At 70.3% G+C, this 22,704-nt stretch carries 19 protein-coding genes; 7 read left to right on the top strand and 12 right to left on the bottom strand.

Annotation, left to right across the window (positions count from 1 at the left end; translation table 11 throughout):
* The first annotated feature begins 59 nt into the window (after positions 1–59).
* Entirely contained in the window at positions 60–818 is a 759-nt protein-coding gene (locus AQJ54_RS04120) for a class I SAM-dependent methyltransferase (protein ID WP_062233951.1), read from the top strand.
* Between the two features lie 57 nt (positions 819–875).
* On the opposite strand, the gene AQJ54_RS04125 is transcribed toward AQJ54_RS04120, so the two are convergent.
* The 3 genes from AQJ54_RS04125 to AQJ54_RS04135 are packed head-to-tail and all read right to left on the bottom strand — an operon-like array spanning position 876 to position 3,570.
* The gene (locus AQJ54_RS04125) at positions 876–1,637 is read right to left on the bottom strand and encodes an amino acid ABC transporter ATP-binding protein (protein ID WP_062024148.1); all 762 of its coding nucleotides are present in this window, start codon (positions 1,635–1,637) and stop codon (positions 876–878) included.
* Positions 1,634–2,578: an amino acid ABC transporter permease gene (locus tag AQJ54_RS04130; protein ID WP_062024149.1), complete on the bottom strand. Its 945-nt coding sequence runs from the start codon at positions 2,576–2,578 to the stop codon at positions 1,634–1,636. Before AQJ54_RS04130 ends, AQJ54_RS04125 begins: the two co-directional genes overlap by 4 nt.
* Positions 2,579–2,610: 32 nt before the next feature.
* Positions 2,611–3,570 (bottom strand): ABC transporter substrate-binding protein, encoded by a 960-nt coding sequence (locus AQJ54_RS04135; protein WP_062024150.1) that lies wholly within the window; start codon positions 3,568–3,570, stop codon positions 2,611–2,613.
* A 657-nt stretch (positions 3,571–4,227) separates the two neighbouring features.
* Here AQJ54_RS04135 and AQJ54_RS04140 point away from each other — a divergent pair.
* The 4 genes from AQJ54_RS04140 (at position 4,228) to AQJ54_RS04155 (ending at position 7,845) form a co-directional block, all read left to right on the top strand.
* Positions 4,228–5,451 (top strand): NAD(P)-dependent malic enzyme, encoded by a 1,224-nt coding sequence (locus tag AQJ54_RS04140; RefSeq protein WP_062024152.1) that lies wholly within the window; start codon positions 4,228–4,230, stop codon positions 5,449–5,451.
* Positions 5,452–6,004: 553 nt separating this feature from the next.
* Positions 6,005–6,970, top strand: coding sequence for a zinc-binding dehydrogenase (locus AQJ54_RS04145; protein ID WP_062234904.1), 966 nt, complete (start codon positions 6,005–6,007; stop codon positions 6,968–6,970).
* A gap of 99 nt (positions 6,971–7,069) precedes the next feature.
* Complete coding sequence (locus tag AQJ54_RS04150; RefSeq protein ID WP_007384656.1) at positions 7,070–7,279, top strand: helix-turn-helix domain-containing protein; 210 nt, start codon at positions 7,070–7,072, stop codon at positions 7,277–7,279.
* Entirely contained in the window at positions 7,279–7,845 is a 567-nt protein-coding gene (locus tag AQJ54_RS04155) for a Clp protease N-terminal domain-containing protein (RefSeq protein ID WP_062233954.1), read from the top strand. Before AQJ54_RS04150 ends, AQJ54_RS04155 begins: the two co-directional genes overlap by 1 nt.
* A gap of 244 nt (positions 7,846–8,089) precedes the next feature.
* On the opposite strand, the gene AQJ54_RS04160 is transcribed toward AQJ54_RS04155, so the two are convergent.
* From AQJ54_RS04160 to AQJ54_RS04190, 7 genes are all read right to left on the bottom strand, one after another.
* Positions 8,090–9,190: a PadR family transcriptional regulator gene (locus AQJ54_RS04160; protein ID WP_062024154.1), complete on the bottom strand. Its 1,101-nt coding sequence runs from the start codon at positions 9,188–9,190 to the stop codon at positions 8,090–8,092.
* A gap of 1 nt (position 9,191) precedes the next feature.
* Positions 9,192–10,124, bottom strand: a complete 933-nt coding sequence (locus tag AQJ54_RS04165) for a DUF4097 family beta strand repeat-containing protein (RefSeq protein WP_062024156.1) — start codon at positions 10,122–10,124, stop codon at positions 9,192–9,194.
* Positions 10,125–10,303: 179 nt separating this feature from the next.
* Complete coding sequence (locus AQJ54_RS04170) at positions 10,304–10,483, bottom strand: DUF6104 family protein (protein WP_003992906.1); 180 nt, start codon at positions 10,481–10,483, stop codon at positions 10,304–10,306.
* Between the two features lie 78 nt (positions 10,484–10,561).
* Positions 10,562–14,386 carry a multifunctional oxoglutarate decarboxylase/oxoglutarate dehydrogenase thiamine pyrophosphate-binding subunit/dihydrolipoyllysine-residue succinyltransferase subunit gene (locus AQJ54_RS04175; RefSeq protein ID WP_062233957.1) on the bottom strand — a complete coding sequence of 1,275 codons (3,825 nt, stop codon included), beginning with the start codon at positions 14,384–14,386 and terminating at the stop codon, positions 10,562–10,564.
* A 292-nt stretch (positions 14,387–14,678) separates the two neighbouring features.
* Positions 14,679–15,785 carry a HAMP domain-containing sensor histidine kinase gene (locus AQJ54_RS04180; protein ID WP_030320436.1) on the bottom strand — a complete coding sequence of 369 codons (1,107 nt, stop codon included), beginning with the start codon at positions 15,783–15,785 and terminating at the stop codon, positions 14,679–14,681.
* Positions 15,782–16,519 (bottom strand): response regulator transcription factor, encoded by a 738-nt coding sequence (locus AQJ54_RS04185; protein ID WP_020136625.1) that lies wholly within the window; start codon positions 16,517–16,519, stop codon positions 15,782–15,784. The genes AQJ54_RS04180 and AQJ54_RS04185 overlap by 4 nt, the downstream gene beginning before the upstream one ends.
* Positions 16,520–16,642: 123 nt before the next feature.
* A complete protein-coding gene (locus tag AQJ54_RS04190) occupies positions 16,643–17,320 on the bottom strand; it encodes a spermine/spermidine synthase domain-containing protein (protein WP_062233960.1) in 678 nt (225 codons plus the stop codon).
* A 150-nt stretch (positions 17,321–17,470) separates the two neighbouring features.
* Here AQJ54_RS04190 and AQJ54_RS04195 point away from each other — a divergent pair, with 150 nt between their 5' ends.
* Positions 17,471–18,271, top strand: coding sequence for a rhomboid-like protein (locus AQJ54_RS04195; protein ID WP_062233962.1), 801 nt, complete (start codon positions 17,471–17,473; stop codon positions 18,269–18,271).
* Between the two features lie 210 nt (positions 18,272–18,481).
* Here the strand turns inward: AQJ54_RS04195 and AQJ54_RS04200 are convergent, their stop codons facing one another.
* Positions 18,482–19,282 carry a GNAT family N-acetyltransferase gene (locus tag AQJ54_RS04200; protein ID WP_062233965.1) on the bottom strand — a complete coding sequence of 267 codons (801 nt, stop codon included), beginning with the start codon at positions 19,280–19,282 and terminating at the stop codon, positions 18,482–18,484.
* 94 nt (positions 19,283–19,376) lie between these two features.
* Positions 19,377–20,036 carry a GNAT family N-acetyltransferase gene (locus AQJ54_RS04205; RefSeq protein ID WP_062233967.1) on the bottom strand — a complete coding sequence of 220 codons (660 nt, stop codon included), beginning with the start codon at positions 20,034–20,036 and terminating at the stop codon, positions 19,377–19,379.
* 181 nt (positions 20,037–20,217) lie between these two features.
* Here AQJ54_RS04205 and lon point away from each other — a divergent pair, with 181 nt between their 5' ends.
* The gene (lon, locus tag AQJ54_RS04210) at positions 20,218–22,632 is read left to right on the top strand and encodes an endopeptidase La (protein WP_062027167.1); all 2,415 of its coding nucleotides are present in this window, start codon (positions 20,218–20,220) and stop codon (positions 22,630–22,632) included.
* Positions 22,633–22,704 lie beyond the last annotated feature (72 nt).

Here is a 22,704-nt window from a genome sequence, read left to right on the forward strand (position 1 = left end):
CGGGTAACAGCTGATCGTGCTTCCAGGGTATTACGGCGATGACGGGACAGGGGGCTTTGATGACGACCGGTGTCGGAACCGACTGGCAGGCCTGGCAGGAGAGCTGGGACCGGCAGCAGGAGTGGTACATGCCGGACCGCGAGGAGCGGTTCCGGGTGATGCTCGACATGGTCGAGGCCCTCGTCGGACCCCGGCCGCGCGTGCTGGACCTCGCGTGCGGCACAGGAAGTATCACGGCCAGGCTGCTCGCCCGGTTCCCGGAGGCCACCAGCACCGGCGTCGACCTCGACCCGGCGCTGCTCGCCATCGCCGAGGGCACCTTCGCGGGCGATACGCGGGTCACCTTCGTGACGGCCGACCTCAAGGACCCCAACTGGGTCGCGGAGCTGCCGTACGACTCCTACGACGCCGTCCTGACCGCCACGGCCCTGCACTGGCTGCACAGCGAACCCCTCACGGTCCTCTACGGGCAGATCGCCGAACTCGTCCGCGACGGCGGCGTCTTCATGAACGCGGACCACATGATCGACGAGTCCACGCCCCGGATCAACGCGGCCGAACGCGCGCAGCGCCACGCGCACATGGAACGGGCCCGACAGGACGGCGCCCTCGACTGGGCCGCCTGGTGGGAGGTCGCCGCCGCCGACCCGGTCCTGGCGGGCCCCACGGCACGGCGCTTCGAGATCTACGGCGAACACGCGGAGGGCGACACCCCGTCGGCCCAGTGGCACGCACGAGTCCTGCGCGAGCGCGGCTTCGCCGAGGCCAGGCCGGTGTGGTGCTCACCTTCGGACACGCTGCTGCTCGCGCTGAAGTAGGGGCACGCGAAAGGGGCGGCACGACACCGTCGTACCGCCCCTTTCGTCGTCGTACCGCTACAGCACCTTCGACAGGAACGACCTGGTGCGCTCGTGCTGAGGATTCGTCAGGACCTCTCGGGGGTCGCCGGACTCGACGACCACGCCTTCGTCCATGAAGACCAGGCTGTCGCCGACCTCGCGGGCGAAGCCCATCTCGTGGGTGACGACGACCATCGTCATACCGGACTCGGCGAGGTCGCGCATGACGTCGAGGACGTCACCGACCAGCTCCGGGTCCAGGGCCGAGGTCGGCTCGTCGAAGAGCATCAGCTTCGGGTCCATCGCCAGGGCCCGGGCGATCGCCACCCGCTGCTGCTGGCCGCCGGAGAGCTGGGAGGGGTAGTTCCCGGCCTTGTCGGCCAGTCCGACCCGCTCCAGGAGCTCCCTTGCACGGTCCCTGGCCTGGCCCTTGTTCACGCCCTTGACCTGGATCGGAGCCTCCATGACGTTCTCCAGCGCCGTCATGTGGGGGAACAGGTTGAAGCGCTGGAAGACCATGCCGATGTCCCGGCGCTTCAGCGCGACCTCGCTGTCCTTGAGCTCGTAGAGCTTGTCGCCCTTCTGGCGGTAGCCGACCAGCTCCCCGTCGACGTACAGCCGGCCGGCGTTGATCTTCTCCAGGTGGTTGATGCACCGCAGGAAGGTCGACTTGCCGGAGCCCGAGGGGCCGATGAGGCAGAAGACCTCGCCCTGCTTCACTTCCAGGTCGATGCCCTTGAGGACCTCGACGAGCCCGAAGGACTTGTGGACGCCTTCGGCCTTCACCATGGCGGTCATGCGGTGCCTCCCGCCGACGAACGGTTCGACAGGGACAACAGGTTCGCCTTGATCTTCTGGAACGGCGTGCTGGGGAGGCTGCGGCTGGAGCCGCGGGCGTAGTACCGCTCCAGGTAGTACTGGCCCACGCTGAAGACCGAGGTCAGCACCAGGTACCAGGCGGCGGCGAGGAACAGCATCTCGGCCGGTGCGCCGGAGGTCTGCCCGATGTCCTGGGCGACGCGGAGCAGCTCCGAGTACTGGACCACGGACACCAGCGAGGTCGTCTTCAGCATGTTGATGACCTCGTTGCCCGTGGGCGGCACGATGACGCGCATCGCCTGCGGGATGACGATCCGGCGCAGCGTCTTGCTGTGGCTCATGCCCAGCGCGTGCGACGCCTCGGTCTGGCCCTCGTCGACCGAGAGCAGACCGGCCCGGCAGATCTCCGCCATGTACGCCGCCTCGTTGAGGCCGAGACCCAGCAGCGCCGTCAGGAACGGGGTCATGAACTGCGACCACTCGTCCTTGTAGATCGGCCCGAGGTTGATGTACTCGAAGACCAGGCCCAGGTTGAACCAGACGATCAGCTGGACCAGAACCGGGGTACCGCGGAAGAACCAGATGTAGAACCAGGCGACGGACGAGGTCACGGGGTTCTTCGACAGCCGCATCACCGCCAGCAGGATGCCGCCGACGACGCCGATGAGCATGCACAGCACCGTGAGCAGCAGCGTCTTGCCGACGCCGCTGAGGATGCGGTCGTTGAAGAAGTAGTCAGGGATCGCGCCCCAGTTGATCCTGCCCTGGGAGAACGCGTAGACGATGGCGCCCAGTGCGGCGAGCGCGATCACGGCGGAGACGTACCGCCCGTAATGACGGACCGGGATGGCCTTGATGGCCTCCGGGCGGGTCGGCGGGGTGTCCGCCGGCCCGTCCGTCTTGTCGATGTCAACAGTCACCGGTGTTGCCTTTCAGCGGACTCGGCCCGCGATCACTTGCCGCCGTTGACGGTGGCCTGGGTGACCGCGCCGGCCTCGACGCCCCACTTCTTGATGACCTTGCCGTACTCGCCGTTCTTGATGATGGCGTCGAGGGCGGCCTTGAGCGCGTCGCGCAGCTGGGTGTCCTTCTTCGCGACCGCGATGCCGTACGGGGCGGCCTCGACCTGCTCGCCGACGAGCTGGAAGTCGTTGCCACCGCCGGAGGTCTTCACGGCGTACGCGGCGACCGGGAAGTCGGAGGAACCGGCGTCCGCGCCGCCCGCGCGCAGGCGGGTCTGGGCCTGCTGGTCGTTGTCGAAGGACTCCAGGGCGATCTTCTTGCCACCCGTGCACTTCTTCGACTCGGACTTGGCGAGGTCCTCGGAGACGGTGCCGCGCTGTACGACGATCTTCTTGCCGCACAGGTCCGACCACGTCTTGATGTCGGTGTTCTTGCCCTTCTGGGTGTAGATCGAGACACCGGCCGTGAAGTAGTCCACGAAGTCGACGCCCTCGCCGACCTTCTTGCCGGTGTCCGAGTCGATGCCCTCCTGGCGGTCCTTGGTGTCCGTCATCGCCGACATGGCGATGTCGTACCGGTCGGAGCGCAGACCCGTGATCAGGGTGTCGAAGGTGCCGTTCTCGAACTCGAACTTCACACCGAGTTCCTTGCCCATGGCGTCGGCGAGGTCCGGGTCGATGCCGACCACCTTGCCGGCGCTGTCCTTGAACTCGACCGGCGCGTACGCGATGTCCGAGCCGACCTTGATGACGCCCTTGTCGCGGATCTCCTTGGGCAGCTTGTCCGCCAGCGGGGCGGAGGACGTGGAGGCGGAGCTGGAGCTGTCCGAGCCGCTGTTGGTCTGGTCACCGCAACCGGTGAGGATCAGGGCGCCTGCGACCGCGATCGCGCCTACCGCGGCTGTCCTGGTGCGCGCGGCGGTCGTACGACGGGTGGTGCTTGCGGTCATTTTGGGTTCCTCCGGCGGATGGGTGGAGTTGCCGATGGGCGGGGCGGCCGCCGACGGGTTCGGCAGACTGCCTTCATTCCTCAGGTCGACGAGAGCACACGTCTTCGAGTGTCGCGACCTCGTGTGATTACGGCATCTTGCCATTCGGACTGGACCATTCAGGGAGACGGTCATGTCAAAATCGGATAACGGGTGACCCCCGAACCGGACCATGTCCGTACATCACGGCCGGACCATCTACGGGAATCTCGCATTCCGGCCGGAAGATCTTCGGTGCCGTTCGCGGGGCGGACGACCCGTAAAGGGTGGACCGGGTGTCCCCCGAGTGGCCCTCCGGTGATCGTCAAGGGGCCTCCGACGGTTTGTCCGGATGCCGATCCATGATTCATGTCACCGCCCTCGGATGATCGATGATCGATTTGCGCCGCGGCGTGTGACCTTGGCCGTACTGGACTCGTCCTCGACGCCGTTCGTCCGGTAAGAAGGTTCTTTACACCCCTCATCCGGGGCTCAGGGCGCGTGTGCGGCGCGCCCGTCGCGCAGCGGCCCGTACGTATCCGTATGGGTCCACGACCAGGGCCGTGGCGCGGTGCCCGCCCGCTCCTCAATCAGGAGCGGCCAACCCTCAAACCATGAAGACCTAAGGGGTACAACAAAGTGGCAGCGGAGATCGTCAATCCTCGCAGCGACAGCGATACGGGCCAGGACGGCGGGGCGGAGCCCCTCGATTCCTTCGACCCCGCGTTCGCGCTGCACCGCGGCGGCAAGATGGCCGTGCAGGCCACCGTGCCGGTCCGTGACAAGGACGACCTGTCCCTCGCGTACACGCCCGGCGTGGCGAAGGTGTGCAGCGCCATCGCCGAGCAGCCGGACCTCGTCCACGACTACACGTGGAAGTCGTCCGTCGTCGCCGTCGTCACCGACGGCACGGCCGTGCTGGGGCTCGGTGACATCGGGCCCGAAGCCTCCCTCCCGGTGATGGAGGGCAAGGCGATCCTGTTCAAGCAGTTCGGCGGGGTGGACGCGGTTCCGCTCGCGCTGGCCTGCACCGACGTCGACGAGATCATCGAGACCGTGGTCCGTCTCGCGCCGTCCTTCGGCGGGGTGAACCTCGAGGACATCTCGGCTCCCCGGTGCTTCGAGATCGAGCGGCGGCTCCAGGAGCGGCTCGACATTCCCGTCTTCCACGACGACCAGCACGGCACGGCCGTCGTGACGCTGGCCGCGCTGCGGAACGCCGCGCGGCTGAGCGGGCGGGCCATCGGGGATCTTCGTGCGGTGATCTCCGGGGCCGGGGCGGCCGGTGTCGCCATCGCCAAGATGCTCGTCGAGGCGGGCATCGGGGACGTCGCGGTCGCCGACCGGCGTGGTGTCGTGTCCGCGGACCGGGACGACCTCACGTCCGTCAAGCGGGAACTGGCCGGGTTCACCAACAAGGCCGGTCTGTCGGGGTCGCTGGAGTCCGCCCTGGCCGGCGCCGACGTCTTCATCGGGGTGTCGGGCGGGACCGTGCCGGAGTCGGCCGTCGCGTCCATGGCGGAGGGGGCCTTCGTGTTCGCGATGGCCAACCCTGACCCCGAGGTGCATCCGGAGGTCGCGCACAAGTACGCGGCCGTCGTCGCGACCGGGCGGTCCGACTTCCCGAACCAGATCAACAACGTGCTGGCGTTTCCGGGGATCTTCGCGGGGGCGCTCCAGGTGCGGGCCTCCCGGATCACGGAGGGCATGAAGATCGCGGCGGCGGAGGCGCTGGCGTCGGTCGTCGGTGACGATCTTGCGGCGGACTATGTGATTCCGTCGCCGTTCGACGAGCGGGTTGCTCCGGCGGTCACGGCGGCGGTCGCTGCGGCGGCTCGGGCGGAAGGGGTTGCTCGCCGCTGAGTCTGTTGTGCGGGGAGGTGGCTCCGTCCGGGCGTGTTGTTGCTTGGGCGGGGCCATTTCTTTGCTTGGGGGTTGGGCCGGTTGGGTGGCTGGGGTTGTCGGTTGGGTGCGGCTTGGTGGGGGCGGGCGTTTTGCGCAGTTCCCCGCGCCCCTGGAGGCCTGCGGCGGCCTCTTGCTGTCCGGTGGGGGCGTGCGTAGCGCGTGCGGGTGCGTTGTGGGTCGGTGCCGGGGTGGGGGGTGTCCGTCCTCGGTCCGGCGGCTCGGTCTCTCGGTCAGTTCTCGGTTTCGGACGCCGGCCGCTGCGGGCGGACACCCCCCACCCCGTCCCCTGCGCGCCGTACGCGGCGAACGGCCGGTGGGGGTGGAGGCGCGCGGCTGACGGTTCCGTCGTGGCGCACGTGGACTGCAACTCCCCAGGGGCGCGGGGAACTGCGCGACCAGCCACGACGGACCCGCACTCGCCCCACAACCTGGGCGTACCGTTTCGCAAGAGGGCATGTGTCACAACGCGTCCCTGTTCCCCGTGTCGCCGGGGGACCCTATCGTCAAGGTCATGTTCGCTGTCTACGCCGCCCGCATCGACCGCGACAACCCGCTCTCGGGACTGGAGTTGGGGGAGCGTCCGGCCCCCGAAGCCCGTTCGGGGTGGAGCGTCGTCGATGTGAAGGCCGCTTCCCTGAATCACCATGACCTCTGGTCCCTGCGGGGCGTCGGCCTCGCCGAGGACAAGTTGCCGATGATCCTCGGCTGTGACGCCGCCGGGATCGACGAGGACGGCAACGAGGTCGTCCTGCACTCCGTCATCGGGCAGACCGGGCATGGTGTCGGGCCCAAGGAGCCGCGGTCCATCCTGACGGAGCACTATCAGGGGACGTTCGCCGAGCGGGTCGCCGTGCCGACCTGGAACGTGCTGCCCAAGCCGAAGGAGCTGTCCTTCGCCGAGGCCGCCTGTCTGCCCACGGCCTGGCTCACGGCCTACCGGATGCTCTTCACCAACGCGGGCGTACGGCCCGGTGACTCCGTGCTCGTGCAGGGCGCCGGCGGCGGTGTCGCCACGGCCGCCATCGTCCTCGGGAAGGCCGCGGGGCTGCGGGTCTTCGCCACCAGTCGGGACGAGGCCAAGCGGAAGCGTGCCCTGGAGCTGGGGGCCGTGGAGGCGCTGGAGTCCGGGGCGCGGCTGCCGCAGCGGGTGGACGCCGTCATCGAGACCGTGGGCGCGGCCACCTGGTCCCACTCGGTGAAGTCGCTCAAGCCCGGCGGCACGCTGGTCATCTCCGGTGCCACGAGCGGCGACCGTCCCTCGCACGCCGAGCTGACCCGGATCTTCTTCCTGGAGCTCAAGGTCGTGGGGTCGACCATGGGGACGAAGGACGAGCTGGAGGACCTGCTCGCCTTCTGCGCCGCCACCGGTGTGCGTCCCGTCATCGACGAGGTGCTGCCCATGGACCGGGCCCGTGAGGGATTCGAGCGGATCGCGGCCGGTGACCTGTTCGGGAAGGTCGTACTCACCAACAGCTGAGTTCCTTGGTTCATTTGTCGGCGGCCGGCTCCTTGTGGGTCGGCCGTTCGCTTGTCAACTTTGGTTGACGTCGACGGGCTGTCAATGTAGGTTGACATCATGACCGAAGCAACGGATCTCGCCGAACGGGCCGGTGACCGCGACCCCCGTGTCGGACTGCGTGCCGTCGCCGCACTGCGCAGGCTGCTCGAGCAGCTGGAGTCGGTGCAGGTGCGCAGTGCGCGCAATCAGGGCTGGTCGTGGCAGGAGATCGCCGCCGAACTCGGTGTGAGCAGGCAGGCCGTGCACAAGAAGTACGGGAGGCATTGATGTTCGAGCGATTCACCAAGGACGCCCGGGCCGTGGTCGCGGGCGCCGTCGAGCACGCCGAGGAGGCGGGGGCCGGGTCCGTGGACGCCGAGCACCTGCTCCTCGCCCTGCTGGACCGGGAGGGCAGCCGGGCCTCCTTCGCCCTCGCCGCCCTCGGGCTCGCGGAACGCGAGGACGCCGTACGGCAGGCGCTCGGCGAGGCCCGGCGGCGGGCCGGGCTGTCCCAGGCGGACACCGAGGCCCTGGCCGGGCTCGGCATCGACGTCTCGGAGATCATCGCCCGGGTGGAGGAAGCGCACGGCGCCGGCGCCATGGCGGGCGACCGTGGCGGGCGGGGGCGGTGGTCCGGTCGCCGTCCCTTCGGCAAGGGGGCCAAGGAGACGCTGGAGAAGGCCCTGCGCATCGCCGTGGCCCGGCGGGACCGGCACATCGGCGACGAGCACATCCTGCTGGCGCTGACGGTCAGGCCGGGGGTGTCCGGTGAGGTGCTCGCCGATCACGGAGTGACCCATGAGTCGGTGACGCGCGTCCTGTACGGCGGGGGTGGCGCGGCGAAGGCCGGCTGAGCGGAGCTGCCTGCTCTGGCGCCACGGTCAGCTACCTGCTCCGGCATCACGGTCAGCTACCCGCGCCCGCACCACGGTCAGCCACCCGCTCCGGCGTCACAGTTCAGCCACCCGGCAACCGCTCTGGGCACCCGCTCCGGCCCCCCGCTCCGGCCCCCGCTCCGGCGGTCCGCTCCGGCGGTCCGGCCCGGCCGCCGCTGGCCGGCGGGGCCGGAGCCGTCGTACCGCCGGAGGCGCGGGCCGGTCACGCCTTCGGGGCCCGCAGCAGTGCTCCTATGTGCGCCGCCGCCGTCGACAGGTGGCGGCGGGCCTCGCGGAACTGGTCCGCCGTGACGCCGTGGTCGCGGGCCGCGTCGCGGACGTCGTCGCGGAAGCGGTCGAGCAGGCGGTCCAGGTCCCGGGCCGGGTTGCCGGTGGAGTCCTCGTGGGCCCAGGACGGTTCGTACTCGGCGGGGAAGTCCTCAGGGGTGTGGGAGTACTCCGGGCCGGATGCCGAGCCCTCGGCCTTCTCGAACCGCCCGGCCTTCTCCGACCTCGCCCCGCCCCGGCCGAAACCGAAGTCCTTCCCGAACTCCTTGCCGTAGTCCTTCCCGAACTCGCCGAACTCCTTGGCCAGTTCGGTCAGTCCCTCGCGCACCCCCGTCGGCCAGTCGCCGCGTGCGAAGTGGTCCTGCACCTGCTCCTGGACGCGGCGGGCGATGCGCTGCACCTCCTCCTGGGCCTGCTCCCTCGCCCGGTCCTGTGCCTCCTTGGCCTGGCGGCGGGCCCGCTGGGCCTCCTCACGAGCCCGGCGGCTCTCGTCCTTGGCGCGCCGGGCCTGCTCCTTCCACTCCTGCTTGACCCGGCGCATCTCCTCCTTCGCGGCCCGCCACGACTCCTTGTCGGCGTATTCCGTGAAGTCGCCGAAGGGGCCCTCGGACTCGGCTCCGGCGCCCTTGCCGGCGCTGCCGGATCCCCGGCGGGCCTCGGTGGCCGCCGCCCGCATCTCGCGCCGCAGGTCGCCCGCCGCGCCGCGCACATCGGCCCGGATCTCCGCGGCGAGCTCGGCGACCGACTCGCGGATCTCCAGCTCCAGGTCGGCCAGTTCGCCACTGCGGTCGGCCAGCTCGGCGCGGCCCGCGTCCGTGATGGCGTACACCTTGCGGCCGCCCTCGGTGGTGTGGGTGACCAGCCCCTCGGCCTCCAGCTTGGCCAGGCGGGGGTAGACCGTGCCCGCCGAGGGGGCGTACAGGCCCTGGAACCGCTCCTCCAGGAGCCGGATCACCTCGTAGCCGTGGCGCGGGGCCTCGTCCAGCAGCTTCAGCAGGTAGAGGCGGAGGCGGCCGTGGGCGAAGACGGGGGGCATGTCAGAGCACCTTCTTGTCGGTCGTGCCGTCGGCCGGGGGAGTGGAGGTGTCCGTGGGGGTGGAGGGCTCGTCCTGGCCGGAGAGGGGATGGTCCCCCGGGGCACTGTCCCACGGCTCCTCCTCGTCCTCCCGGGCCGGGCGGCGCAGCAGGGCGATGGAGCCGGAGACGGTGGTGGCGCGGAGCTTCCCGGTGCCGGCGCCCAGGCGGCCGGTGACCTTGTGGGCGCCCCACTGGCCGTGCACCCGCAGGCCGTCGAATGCGTTGGAGATCGTGCCGCTCGCGGTGTTGGCCTCCACCTCCGCGTCCGCCGGCTGGGGCAGCCGGATGGCGATCTCGCCCGAGACGCTGGTCAGCCGGACGTCGGTGGGGCCCTCCGGGTCGAGGTCCACGATCATCGAGCCGCTGACCGAGTCCGCCCGCACGGAGGAGCCCGAGCCCTCCACGACGGTGAGGTCCCCGGAGACCGAGTTGAAGCGCAGGTCACCGGTGACGGCCTGGGCCTCCAGATTCCCGGAGACGGTGTCGGCGCGGACGGGGCCGGAGAGTCCGACCAGGGTGGTGTCGCCGTTGACCCCCTTCACCACCGACGGGCCGCGCACCCCCGACACCACGGCCCCCGCGCTGACCACGCCCACCTCGACGCGGGTCTCGGCAGGCACCGCCAGCGAGACGACCGCGCTGCGCCGCCAGCCCTTGCGGTCGAGCCACTTGAGGAAGCCCTTCCAGGGCAGGTCCTCGTACGCCACGGTCAGGGTGCCCGCCTCCTGGGTGACGATCAGGGGCGGGCCTTCGATCTCCGAGACCTCCAGGCGGGCGGAACCTTCGTCCGTGCCCACCACGTTCACCGTTCCGTTGACGATGCGTACGTGAAGTTCGCGGACGGGCTCGTCGAAGGTGAGCTTGCTGGGCTCAGTGACGGACCACTCGGACATGGTGGCAGACCTCCCCGTAGCAACGCGCCATATCGCGTCTCCTGCAATTCACGATATATCGTGGGCTCCGAAAGTCAAGGCGCTCTTTCGGGGGAGGGGGGCGGCCGTAGGCGGTTGCAGACGCGACGGGACAACGCAAAAGGCGCCCCCGAAGGAGCGCCCCGCACCACACCGCGGTCCTACTCGTCGTCCTCGTCGTCCAGGCGGGCCAGCCACGTGGCCAGTCGTTCCACCGGCACCTCGAAGTCGGGATTGAGGTCGACGAAGGTCCGCAGCTGCTCGGCCAGCCACTCGAAGGTGACCTCCTCCTCGCCGCGCCGCTTCTCCAGCTCTTCGATGCCACGGTCCGTGAAGTACATGCCGTCAAGGATAAGTGCGCGCAAACGGCCGGGCCGCACCCCTCGCAAGAGGAGTGCGGCCCGGCCGAGTGCCAACGGTTACGCCTCGAACACCTCACGCACCAGCTGCTCCTGCTCCGCCTGGTGCCGCTTCGCGGAACCGACCGCCGGGGACGACGAGTGCGGGCGGGAGATGCGGCGCAGGCGCTCGCCGTGCGGGACGTCCGCGCCGACCGCGAGGTCCAGGTGGTCGATCAGGTTGAGGGCGATGAACGGCCAGGCACCCTGGTTCGCCGGCTCCTCCTGGGCCCACAGGTACTTCTCGGCGTTCGGGTACTTGGCGATCTCCGCCTGGAGCTCGGCACCCGGCAGCGGGTACAGGCGCTCGATGCGGATGATCGCCGTGTCCGTGATGCCGCGCTTCTGACGCTCGGCCTCGAGGTCGTAGTACAGCTTGCCCGCCACGAAGACGACCTTGCGGACCGCGGCCGGGTCCACCGTCGCGTCGCCGATGACCGGGCGGAACTGACCCGAGGTGAACTCCTCCGTCTTCGACGCCGCGGCCTTCAGACGCAGCATCGACTTCGGGGTGAAGACCACCAGCGGCTTGTGGTGCGGGTTGTGCACCTGCCACCGCAGGAGGTGGAAGTAGTTCGACGGCAGGGTCGGCATCGCGACCGTCATGTTGTTCTGGGCGCAGAGCTGGAGGAACCGCTCGACACGGGCCGAGGAGTGGTCCGGGCCCTGGCCCTCGTAGCCGTGCGGCAGGAGGAGCGTGACACCGCTCGTCTGGCCCCACTTCTGCTCCGCCGCCGAGATGTACTCGTCGACGACCGTCTGCGCGCCGTTGACGAAGTCGCCGAACTGCGCCTCCCACATCACGAGCGCGTCGGGACGGGCCAGCGAGTAGCCGTACTCGAAGCCCATGACCGCGTACTCGGAGAGCAGGGAGTTGTAGACGTTGTAGCGGGCCTGCTCCTCGGCGAGGTACTGGAGCGGGGTGTGCTCCTCGCCGGTCTCGCGGTCGATGAGGACCGCGTGGCGCTGGCCGAAGGTGCCGCGCTGGGAGTCCTGGCCCGACAGGCGGACCGGGGTGCCCTCCAGGAGCAGCGAACCGACGGCGAGGGTCTCGCCCATGCCCCAGTCGATGGTGCCGTCCTCGACCATGGCCGCGCGCCGCTGGAGCTGCGGCAGCAGACGCGGGTGGACGTGGAAGGTGTCCGGGATGTTGACCTGGGACTCGGCGATCCGCTTCACGGTCTCCGTGGAGATCGCGGTGTTCACGGCGACCGGGAACTCGGCCTGCGGGTCGGAGACGGGACCGGCGGCCGGCTGGGCCGTGACGGCCTCGCGGACCTCGGTGAAGACCTTCTCCAGCTGGCCCTGGTAGTCCTGGAGCGCCTGCTCCGCCTCTTCCAGGGTGATGTCGCCGCGACCGATGAGGGACTCGGTGTAGAGCTTGCGCACCGAGCGCTTCTTGTCGATCAGGTCGTACATCAGCGGCTGGGTGAAGGCCGGGTTGTCCGACTCGTTGTGACCGCGCCGGCGGTAGCAGATGAGGTCGATCACCACGTCCTTGTTGAACGCCTGGCGGAACTCGAAGGCCAGCCGCGCGACGCGGACCACGGCCTCCGGGTCGTCGCCGTTCACGTGGAAGATCGGGGCCTCGATCATGCGGGCCACGTCGGTGGCGTACATGGACGAGCGCGAGGACTCCGGCGCCGCCGTGAAGCCGACCTGGTTGTTGATGACGATGTGGACCGTGCCGCCGGTGCGGTAGCCCCGCAGCTGCGACATGTTCAGGGTCTCGGCCACCACGCCCTGGCCCGCGAAGGCCGCGTCACCGTGCAGGGCGACCGGCAGGACGGTGAAGTCCGTGCCGCCCTTGTTGATGATGTCCTGCTTGGCGCGGACGATGCCCTCGATGACCGGGTCGACCGTCTCCAGGTGGGAGGGGTTCGCGGCCAGCGAGACCTTGATCTGCTCGCCGTCCAGACCGGTGAAGGTGCCCTCGGCGCCCAGGTGGTACTTCACGTCGCCGGAGCCGTGCATCGACTTCGGGTCCAGGTTGCCCTCGAACTCGCGGAAGATCTGCGCGTACGACTTGCCGACGATGTTCGCCAGGACGTTCAGGCGGCCGCGGTGGGCCATGCCGATGACGACCTCGTCCAGGCGCGACTCGGCGGCCGAGTCGAGGACCGCGTCGAGCAGCGGGATGACGGACTCGCCGCCCTCCAGGGAGAAGCGCTTCTGGCCGACGTACTTCGTCTGGAGGAAGGTCTCGAAGGCCTCGGCGGCGTTGAGCCGGCGCAGGATGCGCAGCTGCTCCTCGCGCTCCGGCTTGGTGTGGGAGCGCTCGATGCGGTCCTGGATCCAGCGGCGCTGCTTCGGGTCCTGGATGTGCATGAACTCGACGCCGGTGGTGCGGCAGTACGAGTCGCGCAGCACGCCGAGGATGTCGCGCAGCTTCATGAGGGACTTGCCGGCGAAACCGCCGACCGCGAACTCCCGCTCCAGGTCCCACAGGGTGAGGCCGTGCTCGGTGATGTCCAGGTCGGGGTGCTTGCGCTGGCGGTACTCCAGCGGGTCGGTGTCGGCCATGACGTGGCCGCGGACCCGGTAGGAGTGGATCAGCTCGAAGACGCGGGCGGCCTTGGTGACGTCGTCGTCGTGCGAGGCGTCGATGTCCTTGAGCCAGCGGACCGGCTCGTAGGGGATGCGCAGGGCCTCGAAGATCTCGTCGAAGAAGCCGTTCTCGCCGAGCAGGAGGTTCGCGACGATCCGCAGGAACTCGCCGGAGGCGGCGCCCTGGATGACCCGGTGGTCGTAGGTCGACGTGAGCGTCATGACCTTCGAGATGCCGAGCTTGTTCAGGGTGTCCTGGGAGGTGCCCTGGAACTCCGCCGGATAGTCCATGGAGCCGACGCCCATGATGACCGACTGGCCGGGCATCAGACGCGGCACGGAGTGGACCGTACCGAGGCCGCCGGGGTTGGTCAGGGAGACGGTGACGCCCGAGAAGTCGTCCATCGTCAGCTTGCCGTCACGGGCGCGGCGGACGATGTCCTCGTAGGCCTGCCAGAACTCGAAGAAGTTCAGCGTCTCGGCCTTCTTGATGCCCGCGACGACCAGCTGACGGTCGCCGTTGGGCTTCACCAGGTCGATGGCGAGGCCGAAGTTGACGTGCGGCGGCTTGACGAGGGTGGGCTTCCCGTCCTTCTCCGCGTAGTGCCAGTTCATCGACGGCATGGCCTTGATGGCCTGCACCATCGCGTAGCCGATCAGGTGCGTGAAGGAGATCTTCCCGCCCCGGGCGCGCTTGAGGTGGTTGTTGATGACGATGCGGTTGTCGAAGAGCAGCTTCACCGGGACCGCGCGCACGGACGTGGCCGTGGGCAGCTCCAGGGACGCGTTCATGTTCTTCGCGACCGCGGCGGCGGGACCGCGCAGCGTGATCAGCTCAGGGCCCTCCGGCGAGGAGGCCTGCGCGGCCGGCTTCGCGGCGGCGGGCTTCGCGGGAGCGGCCGCCGGCTTGGCGGCCGGAGCCGCCGGGGCCGGGGCGGCGGGCGCGGCGGCCTGCGCGGGAGCCGGAGCGGTGGCGGGCTTCGCGGCGGCGGGAGCCGGCACGGCAGGAGCGGCCGGCGCGGGAGCCTGGGCCGGAGCCGCGGCGGCCGGAGCCGGGGTGGTGGTCCCTGCGGCCCCCGCGGCCGCAGTACCCGCCGGAGCCGGAGCGCCCGCAGCACCCGGCTTGTAGTCGGCGAAGAAGTCCCACCAGGCTCGGTCTACCGAATTCGGGTCCTGGAGGTACTGCTGATAGATCTCGTCGACGAGCCACTCGTTCGGGCCGAACGCGGCAGCGGGGTTCTTGCCCGCTTGGTCTGCGTCGGTCGAGATGCTCGAGTTACTGGGGGACTGTGGCGACACGGCGGCAACCGCCCTCTTCCGCTTCACAAGGTGATGGACAGCGGGAATAAAGGCTACGCCCCCAAGACCCCTAAGGTCAGGCCGGGCCCGTCCATCGTCGTGTAAGTCACATGAAACTGCGGGTTTCGGGGCCGGAAATGGCGGGAAACAAGCGGGGTTCCGTTCTGTGACGGCCGGTTCGGGAAGCGCCGAGCGGGGCCCTGCGCGACGACCGCGCGGCCCTCTGCCTGATCACACGTGTCCGTCAGTGCGGAACAGAGATGGATCTTGTGGCTCCGCTTCGAACTTTACGTCAACTTGGCAGAGAGGGAAGCCCTGGAAGGGTGACAAGAATCCGGCAACCCCGCTCGGATTCGGCCACACCGATCCGGCCGCCGTGCAGATCCACCGCCCAGCGGGCGATCGCGAGCCCGAGGCCGGTGCCGCCGTCGCTGCCCGGACCGTGCGGCCGCGGCACCTGACCGCGGTTGAACCGCTCGAAGACGCGGTGCCACTCGGAGCGCGGGATGCCGGGGCCCTCGTCGAGGACCTCCAGCTCAAGGGATTCCGGCAGGGCCCCGCGCCGCGCCTTGACCGTCACCCGGCCGTGCGGCGGGCTGTGCTTGACCGCGTTGTCGATCAGGTTGGCGACCACCTGGTGGATGCGCTCCGGATCGGCGTGCGCGGTCAGCTCCGGCGGCGTCACGTCGAGGTGCAGATGCACGTCGTTGCGGGTGTGGCTGCCGGATCCGGAGGCGATGCCCGCGCGCGCGGTGGCGACCATGTTGGCCTCCTTCAGCACGCCCGAGAGGTACGGCCACACCTCGAAACGGCGCTTCTTCAGCGGTACGACGCCGTTGTCCAGGCGGGACAGGTCCAGCAGGGTCTCCACCAGCCGGCCGAGCCGCTCGGTCTGCTTGAGGGCCGTGCGCATGGTCTCGGGGTCGGCCTGGGTGACCCCGTCGACGATGTTCTCCAGCACCGCGCGCAGGCCCGCGATGGGGGTGCGCAGCTCGTGGGAGACATTTGCCACAAGTTCCTTGCGCTGGCGTTCCTGGGCCTCCAGGTCGTCCGCCATGCGGTTGATGGTCTGGGCCAGGTCGCCCAGCTCGTCCCGGCGGTTCTCACGGACCCGGCGGGTGTAGTCGCCGTGCGAGATGGACCGGGCGACCGCGTTCATGTCGTCCAGGGGCGCGGTGAGCGAATGCGCCACGAACTGCGTGATGAGCAGCGTGGCGATCATCGAGAAGACCGTGATGAAGCGCAGCTCGGTCGCCGTGCGCATCGCGATCATCATCAGCCCGGTGGTGATGAGGACCGCGATGACGACCAGCGCGCCCAGCTTCGTCTTGATCGAGAACGGGCTGACGCCCCCCCAGGCCTCCCTGGGACCTCTCCGGCCTGCCGGACCCTCGCTCATGGCGTCGGCGTCTCCAGGGCGTAGCCCACGCCGTGCACCGTGCGGATCCGCTCGGCGCCGATCTTCCGGCGCAGCGCCTTGATGTGGCTGTCGACCGTGCGGGTGCCGGAGGCGTCCGCCCAGTCCCAGACCTCGGCCAGCAGCTGCTCACGGGAGAGCACCGCGCGCGGGGTGTTCGCAAGGCACACCAGCAGGTCGAACTCGGTCGGGGTGAGGTGCACGTCCTCGCTGCGCACCCGGACCCGGCGCTGCGCGTGGTCGATCTCCAGCTCGCCGAGCCGGAGGATGCCGCTTCTGGGGGTCGCGGCGGCCAGGGCGGCCCGCTCGACCCGCCGCAGCAGGACGTGCACGCGCGCGGCCAGCTCACGCATCGAGAAGGGCTTGGTCATGTAGTCGTCGGCGCCGACGCCGAGTCCGACCAGCATGTCGGTCTCGTCGTCCCGCGCGGTGAGCATCATCACCGGCACCGGGCGGGCGGCCTGCACGCGTCGGCAGACCTCCAGACCGTCGAAGCCGGGCAGCATGATGTCGAGGATCAGCAGATCGGGCTGCCAGGCCTCGGCCGTGTCCACCGCCGACGGACCGTCGACCGCCGTTTGCACGAGGAATCCCTCGGCGCGCAGGCGGGTCGCGATGGCGTCGACGATCGTCGGATCGTCCTCGACGACCAGGACCCGACGCTGTGCGCCCTGGGTGGTCGTCGTGCCGTTCTGGGAGGTGTGTGTCTGCTCCATCGCCCGCCCCTGGGGAGTGCTTTCCGGAACCATGTGGGGTGATTCCTTGTCTGCGCATGACTGCGATTGACGCTTGAATGATCGGCGTAGGGAAGCAGAGTACGGGGAGTCATCACCCCTTTGCTATCCAGGTCGGACGGCGAGATGTACGACGTCGGGTACGCCCCGGGCAACGGGGATCTCCTCGGTACGTACCTGCTGGAACCCGGCATTTGCTAGGGATCCCTCAAATTCCGCTGATGGTCTGGCGGACCACACCGCCAGTACCCCGCCCGGCTTCAACACCCTTGCGCAGCTTGTGAGTCCGGCAGGTGCGTAGAGGCCGTGGTTGCCGTCCGTGACCGTCCAGTCGGGGCCGTTGTCGATGTCGAGGCAGAGCGCGTCAAAAGTGGCGCATGTCTCATTGACGAATCCGACTAGATCCGTTTCCAGAATGTTCGTCCGAGGATCGGCCAGCGCGGCCGCGGAGAGCTCCGACAGCGGCCCCGCGCGGTGCCAGTCGATGACGGCAGGCTCCCGCTCCACGACCGTGATCCGGCCCCAGCGCGGATTCGCGGCGGCGTGTGCGAGCGAGAAGCCCACGCCCAGACCGCCGATCAGGACGTGCGGGTCCGGGCGGTCGTCCAGCGCACCGAGCGCCGCGTCGACGAGGATCCGCTCCGAGCGCCCGTCGGAGGTGTCCATCAGGAAGCAGCCGTTGGCGATGATCTGGAGCAACTCGCCGTGGCGCCGCAGGACGACCTCCCCGTAGGGGCCCTCGCGACGGTCCAGGACTTCGGGAATGTCGTACGAGGTGGGCATCGGCCCATCCTGGCAGGGAGGGCGAGGCGGGCCGAACGAATTACAGGTTCTTGAGAAGTCACTGTGAATCAGGTCCAGGGTGGCGCCGGTCACAGACAGCGGGTGGTTCGGGCGCGAAGGCTGGAGGCGAACCGGAAGGAGCAGCTCACCTTGGAACGGACCGCCCCCGCAGCTCCTCCCGACGGCTCCCCTCCCGACGACCGCCTCCCGGATGTCGCCGTCCTGCTCGACGGCATGCCCCGGCAGCGGAGTGCGGCGGAGCAGGCCGCCACCGAGCCACGGGAAGCTTCAACGGCCGTCCCCACCCGGCGGTTTGACGTCCGGCTTGCTCGGCGGCTGTTCCCCACACCGACCGGAACCCCGTTCACCTTCGGCTACGGCGCCGTCCTGGTCGCGGTCGCGCTCGTCTCGGCGCGGCTGGGCCCCGCCCTCCTGCACACCCTGCACCAGGGCTCCAGCACCGATGTGGCCCATCTGGTGCGGACGCCGGTGCTGGTGCTGGTGGCCAGCGCGCTGTGGATCGCCGGCGGCATCCTCTCGCCGTACGCCGTCGCCCTGCTGTTCGTCCTCACCGCGCTGGAGCGCAGGATCGGCGGGACGCGCACGGCCGCCGTCTTCCTGCTGGGGCACATCGGCGCGACCCTCGCGACGGAGGTCCCCGTAGGTGTCGCGGTCCTGGTCGGACACCTCCCCGCCTCCTCGCTGCACCGGCTCGACTACGGCGTCAGCTTCGGCGTCGCCGCGAGCCTCGGCGCCCTCGCCGGACTCCTCCGGCCGTGGCTGCGCTGGCCGCTGCTCGCCCTCTTCGGCTGGGAGCTGGCGACCGACCTGATCACCTTCACCGACCCGCTGACCGACTGGGGCCACCCGATCGCCCTGCTGACCGGCATCGCGACCTGGCCGCTGGTCCGGCAATGGCACCGCGAGCGGCACCCGCTCCGGGCCGGCTAGGCGGGAGGGCACGCCGGCATCGACGGCATCCAGGGTTCGGGCAGCACGAGGCGTCCCTGGTGCGCGACGGCACCGAGCGCCGGTGGCCGTCGCGGGCCTGGCTGACGTTGGACGGGGGTGATCGTCGCCGTCCGGCACAGCACCGTCCCGTCCCTTCACGCCCGCCGAAACGGTGGACGCCCAGGCCGCCGCAGGGAAGCCGCGGCCGCCTCAACTGCCCGTGGGCGTCCAGACGTAGGGCGTCGTCGCGGTCACCGCGTGGAAGCCGAGGCGGCGCAGGATGGGGGCGCTGTCGTCCGAGGCGTCCACGTGCAGATAGGTGACCCCGCGGGCGGCGGCGAGAGCCGCGCGTACGGCGACCAGGGCCCGGTAGATGCCCCGGCCCCGCCACTCGGCGAGCGTGGAGCCGCCCCACAGGCTGGCGAACTCGGTGCCCGCGCGGAACGCCAGCCAGGCGGCGGACACCACTTCGCCGTCCGCCTCGGCCACGTACACCGCGATCTCGTCCGGAGCGGCGGCGACCCGGCCGACGAGGTCCTCGGCGAGCCAACTCCAGTCCTGGCCCCACACCTCGGACTCCATCGCGGCGATCCGGCGCATGTCCTCGTCGGCCGTGACCCGCCGCAGGGTCACCCCGTCCGGCAGTGCGGGCTCTGCCACGGCCATCTCGGCGGCCCGGCCGATCAGCACCGTCTCCCGCTCCTCGGGCACGAACCCGGCCGCGCGGAGCCGCTCGGTGAGGTCGGCCGGGGTGTCGTGGGCCCGGGTCTTCCACTCCAGCGCCTCACCGCGCGCCGCGAAGAAGTCGCGCTGGCGGACGATGAGTGCGTCGAGCGCGTCACCGTCCACGCCGAGGTTGCGCGGCCCGCTCACGAACCCGCGGAACTGGCCGACGATCCGCAGCAGGGGCCCGTCCTGCTCGTACGTCACACCCGTGGGCGGGGTCGGGGGAGCGCCGCGCATCTGGTCGTCGTAGGCGGAGAGGAGGGGCTGTACGGCTGCGGTGGTCATGGTCGGTCGTCCCCCGTTTTCGGCGATCACCGGCGCAGCATGACAGAGGCCGCCCCGGGCCGCCTCCGGGTTTCCCGCGGATGGTGACGGGTGGTCACCCGGCGTTCGGGCCGGTGAACTTCGCGCTGGTGAGCGGAGCTTGCGCATGCCAGCCCAGGGACTCGTACAGCCCGCGGCCCGCGGGTGTCCCCGCCAGTACGCCGGTCTGCGCACCCGTCGCGGTCGCCGCGGCCTGGAGCGTGCGCATGACGACGCTGCCCAGCCCCCGTCGCCGGTGGGCCGTCACGGTCTCGATCTGGTCGAAGACGGCACTCGCGCCGGTCGGGGCCACCTGGCCGCGGGCGGCGAGGGAGCCGTCGGGCGCGGCGACGAGCACGCGTGTGACGCCGCCGACGGACCACACGCGCGTGCGGTAACCGTCCGGCACGTCGCCGGCTTCCGCTCGCGTGCCCGCCAGCGGGACCGTCATCAGATATCCGGGCTCGGGATCCACCCACCAGCCCTCGCCCAGCCACTTCCCCACGATCTCCGGGTCCTGGAACACCTTCAGCCACACCCCGGCGCCCGTCACCGCGTCCGCGACCTTGCGCACGGCGCCCTCGTCCACCTCGTCGCCCAGCGTGTCGAAGACATGCCGCGAGACCTGGGCGATCTGCCCCACGTCCACAGTGAAGCCCCACGCCTCACGCTGCGGCGGGGCGGCCCCGCGGGACACGACCCAGCCCTCCACCCATGCCTGCACGATTCCGTCCATCGAACCCCCTGTAATGGTCTATCGAGCATCATGACTATTACGCATGGTCACGATAGGGGTCGGGGGGGTCGGCCCCGACAGCGGTGATCGCCCACAGCGAACAGGGAAGCGCATGGGGAACATTCGAAGGCTCACGTGCATTGAGTCGGCATAGCTCAACTTGACTGCCGAAGGGGAGATCATGGCTTCGACGTCCACACCGCTCACTCTGCCTGTGCTGCCGCTCGACGACGAGGTCGTGCTGCCCGGAATGGTGGTGCCGCTGGACCTGAACGACGCCGACGTCCGCGCCGCGGTGGAGGCCGCCCAGGCCGCCGCCCGTTCGGAACCCGGCAAGCCCAAGGTCCTGCTGGTGCCACGGATCGACGGGACCTACGCGAGCACCGGCGTGCTCGGCACCGTCGAGCAGGTCGGCCGGCTGGCCGACGGCGACCCCGGCGCCCTCATCCGCGGCCGGGGCAGGGTGAAGATCGGTGCGGGGACCACCGGCCCGGGCGCCGCCCTGTGGGTCGAGGGGACCACGGTCGAGCAGACCGTCCCCGAACCGCTGCCCGGTCATGTCGCCGAACTGGTCAAGGAGTACAAGGCCCTCGCCACCGCCTGGCTGCGCAAGCGCGGAGCCTGGCAGGTCGTGGACCGGGTACAGGCCATCGACGACGTGTCCGCCCTTGCCGACAACTCCGGTTACTCCCCCTTCCTGACCACCGAGCAGAAGGTCGAGCTGCTGGAGACCGCCGACCCGGTCGCCCGCCTCAAGCTCGCCACCCAGCAGCTGCGCGACCACCTCGCCGAGCAGGACGTCGCCGAGACCATCGCGAAGGACGTCCAGGAGGGCGTCGACAAGCAGCAGCGCGAGTTCCTGCTCCGCCGTCAGCTCGAAGCCGTCCGCAAGGAACTGCGCGAGATCAACGGCGAACAGGACGGCGAGGAGTCCGACGACTACCGCGCCCGGGTCGAGGCCGCCGACCTGCCCGAGAAGGTGCGGGAGGCCGCCCTCAAGGAGGTCGACAAGCTGGAGCGGTCCAGCGACCAGTCCCCTGAGGGCTCCTGGATCCGTACCTGGTTGGACACCGTCCTCGAACTCCCCTGGAACGAGCGGACCGAGGACGCCTACGACATCCAGGGCGCCAAGGCGGTCCTGGACGCCGAGCACGCCGGTCTTGAGGACGTGAAGGCGCGGATCACCGAGTACCTGGCGGTGCGCAAGCGCCGCAGCGACCGGGGCCTCGGTGTCATCGGCGGGCGGCGCGGCGGTGCCGTGCTGGCCCTCGTCGGCCCGCCCGGCGTCGGCAAGACCAGCCTCGGCGAGTCCGTCGCGCACGCCATGGGCCGCAAGTTCGTCCGCGTCGCCCTCGGTGGCGTCCGCGACGAGGCCGAGATCCGCGGCCACCGCCGTACGTACGTCGGCGCGCTGCCCGGCCGGATCGTGCGGGCCATCAAGGAGGCCGGTTCCATGAACCCGGTCGTCCTGCTCGACGAGATCGACAAGGTGGGCTCCGACTTCCGCGGCGACCCCGCGGCGGCCCTCCTGGAGGTCCTGGACCCGGCGCAGAACCACACCTTCCGCGACCACTACCTGGAGGTCGAACTCGACCTGTCCGACGTGGTGTTCCTCGCCACGGCGAACGTCCTGGAGGCCATCCCCGAGGCCCTGCTGGACCGTATGGAGCTGGTCCGACTCGACGGCTACACCGAGGACGAGAAGGTCGTCATCGCCCGCGACCACCTGCTCCCGCGCCAGCTGGAGCGGGCGGGCATCGACAAGGACGAGGTGACACTGGAGGAGAGCGCGCTGCGCAAGCTCGCCGGGGAGTACACCCGCGAGGCGGGCGTGCGCACCCTGGAGCGCTCGATCGCCCGGCTGCTCCGCAAGGTCGCGGCGCAGCACGAACTGGGCGAGCGGGAGCTGCCGTTCACCATCGGCGCGGACGACCTGCGCGCACTGATCGGCCGGCCGCACCACGTGCCCGAGTCGGCCCAGGACCCGGCGGAGCGCCGTACGGCGGTCCCGGGTGTGGCGACCGGACTCGCGGTCACCGGCGCGGGCGGGGACGTCCTCTACGTGGAGGCGTCGCTGGCCGACCCGGAGACGGGCGCGGCGGGGCTGACCCTGACCGGCCAGCTGGGTGACGTGATGAAGGAGAGCGCGCAGATCGCGCTGAGCTTCCTCCGGTCGCACGGCGCCGAGCTGGAGCTGCCCGTCGCCGACCTCAAGGACCGGGGCGTGCACATCCACTTCCCGGCGGGCGCGGTCCCGAAGGACGGGCCGAGCGCGGGCGTCACGATGACGACGGCACTGGCGTCGCTGCTCAGCGGCCGACTGGTCCGCACGGACGTGGCCATGACGGGCGAGGTCTCGCTGACCGGCCGGGTGCTCCCGATCGGCGGCGTGAAGCAGAAGCTGCTCGCCGCGCACCGCGCCGGGGTGAGCACCGTCATCATCCCCAAGCGCAACGAGGCCGACCTGGACGACGTCCCGGCGGAGGTGCTGGACAAGCTCGACGTCCACGCCGTCACCGACGTCCGCCAGGTCCTGGAGCTGGCGCTGTCCCCGGCTGTGAACGGGGCGGCGCCGGAGGTTCCGGTGGCGGCGTGACGGGCGCTGCCGGATGAGGTGAAGGCCCGGGTTCTCGTGAGGGAGGCCCGGGCCTTCGCCGTGTCGGTGAGG

Origin of the sequence: Streptomyces griseorubiginosus (assembly GCF_001514195.1) — a bacterium.
Lineage (GTDB): Bacteria > Actinomycetota > Actinomycetes > Streptomycetales > Streptomycetaceae > Streptomyces > Streptomyces griseorubiginosus.

What these genes read in the sequence shown, in the direction of transcription:
- lon (WP_062027167.1), top strand. Translation starts at nt 20,218, where the DNA reads ATGGCTTCGACGTCCACACCGCTCACTCTGCCTGTGCTGCCGCTCGAC.
- AQJ54_RS04205 (WP_062233967.1), bottom strand. Translation starts at nt 20,036, where the DNA reads ATGGACGGAATCGTGCAGGCATGGGTGGAGGGCTGGGTCGTGTCCCGC.
- AQJ54_RS04155 (WP_062233954.1), top strand. Translation starts at nt 7,279, where the DNA reads ATGTTCGAGCGATTCACCAAGGACGCCCGGGCCGTGGTCGCGGGCGCC.
- AQJ54_RS04190 (WP_062233960.1), bottom strand. Translation starts at nt 17,320, where the DNA reads ATGCCCACCTCGTACGACATTCCCGAAGTCCTGGACCGTCGCGAGGGC.
- AQJ54_RS04200 (WP_062233965.1), bottom strand. Translation starts at nt 19,282, where the DNA reads ATGACCACCGCAGCCGTACAGCCCCTCCTCTCCGCCTACGACGACCAG.
- AQJ54_RS04170 (WP_003992906.1), bottom strand. Translation starts at nt 10,483, where the DNA reads ATGTACTTCACGGACCGTGGCATCGAAGAGCTGGAGAAGCGGCGCGGC.
- AQJ54_RS04180 (WP_030320436.1), bottom strand. Translation starts at nt 15,785, where the DNA reads ATGAGCGAGGGTCCGGCAGGCCGGAGAGGTCCCAGGGAGGCCTGGGGG.
- AQJ54_RS04160 (WP_062024154.1), bottom strand. Translation starts at nt 9,190, where the DNA reads ATGCCCCCCGTCTTCGCCCACGGCCGCCTCCGCCTCTACCTGCTGAAG.
- AQJ54_RS04135 (WP_062024150.1), bottom strand. Translation starts at nt 3,570, where the DNA reads ATGACCGCAAGCACCACCCGTCGTACGACCGCCGCGCGCACCAGGACA.
- AQJ54_RS04125 (WP_062024148.1), bottom strand. Translation starts at nt 1,637, where the DNA reads ATGACCGCCATGGTGAAGGCCGAAGGCGTCCACAAGTCCTTCGGGCTC.
- AQJ54_RS04165 (WP_062024156.1), bottom strand. Translation starts at nt 10,124, where the DNA reads ATGTCCGAGTGGTCCGTCACTGAGCCCAGCAAGCTCACCTTCGACGAG.
- AQJ54_RS04185 (WP_020136625.1), bottom strand. Translation starts at nt 16,519, where the DNA reads ATGGAGCAGACACACACCTCCCAGAACGGCACGACGACCACCCAGGGC.
- AQJ54_RS04150 (WP_007384656.1), top strand. Translation starts at nt 7,070, where the DNA reads ATGACCGAAGCAACGGATCTCGCCGAACGGGCCGGTGACCGCGACCCC.
- AQJ54_RS04120 (WP_062233951.1), top strand. Translation starts at nt 60, where the DNA reads ATGACGACCGGTGTCGGAACCGACTGGCAGGCCTGGCAGGAGAGCTGG.
- AQJ54_RS04145 (WP_062234904.1), top strand. Translation starts at nt 6,005, where the DNA reads ATGTTCGCTGTCTACGCCGCCCGCATCGACCGCGACAACCCGCTCTCG.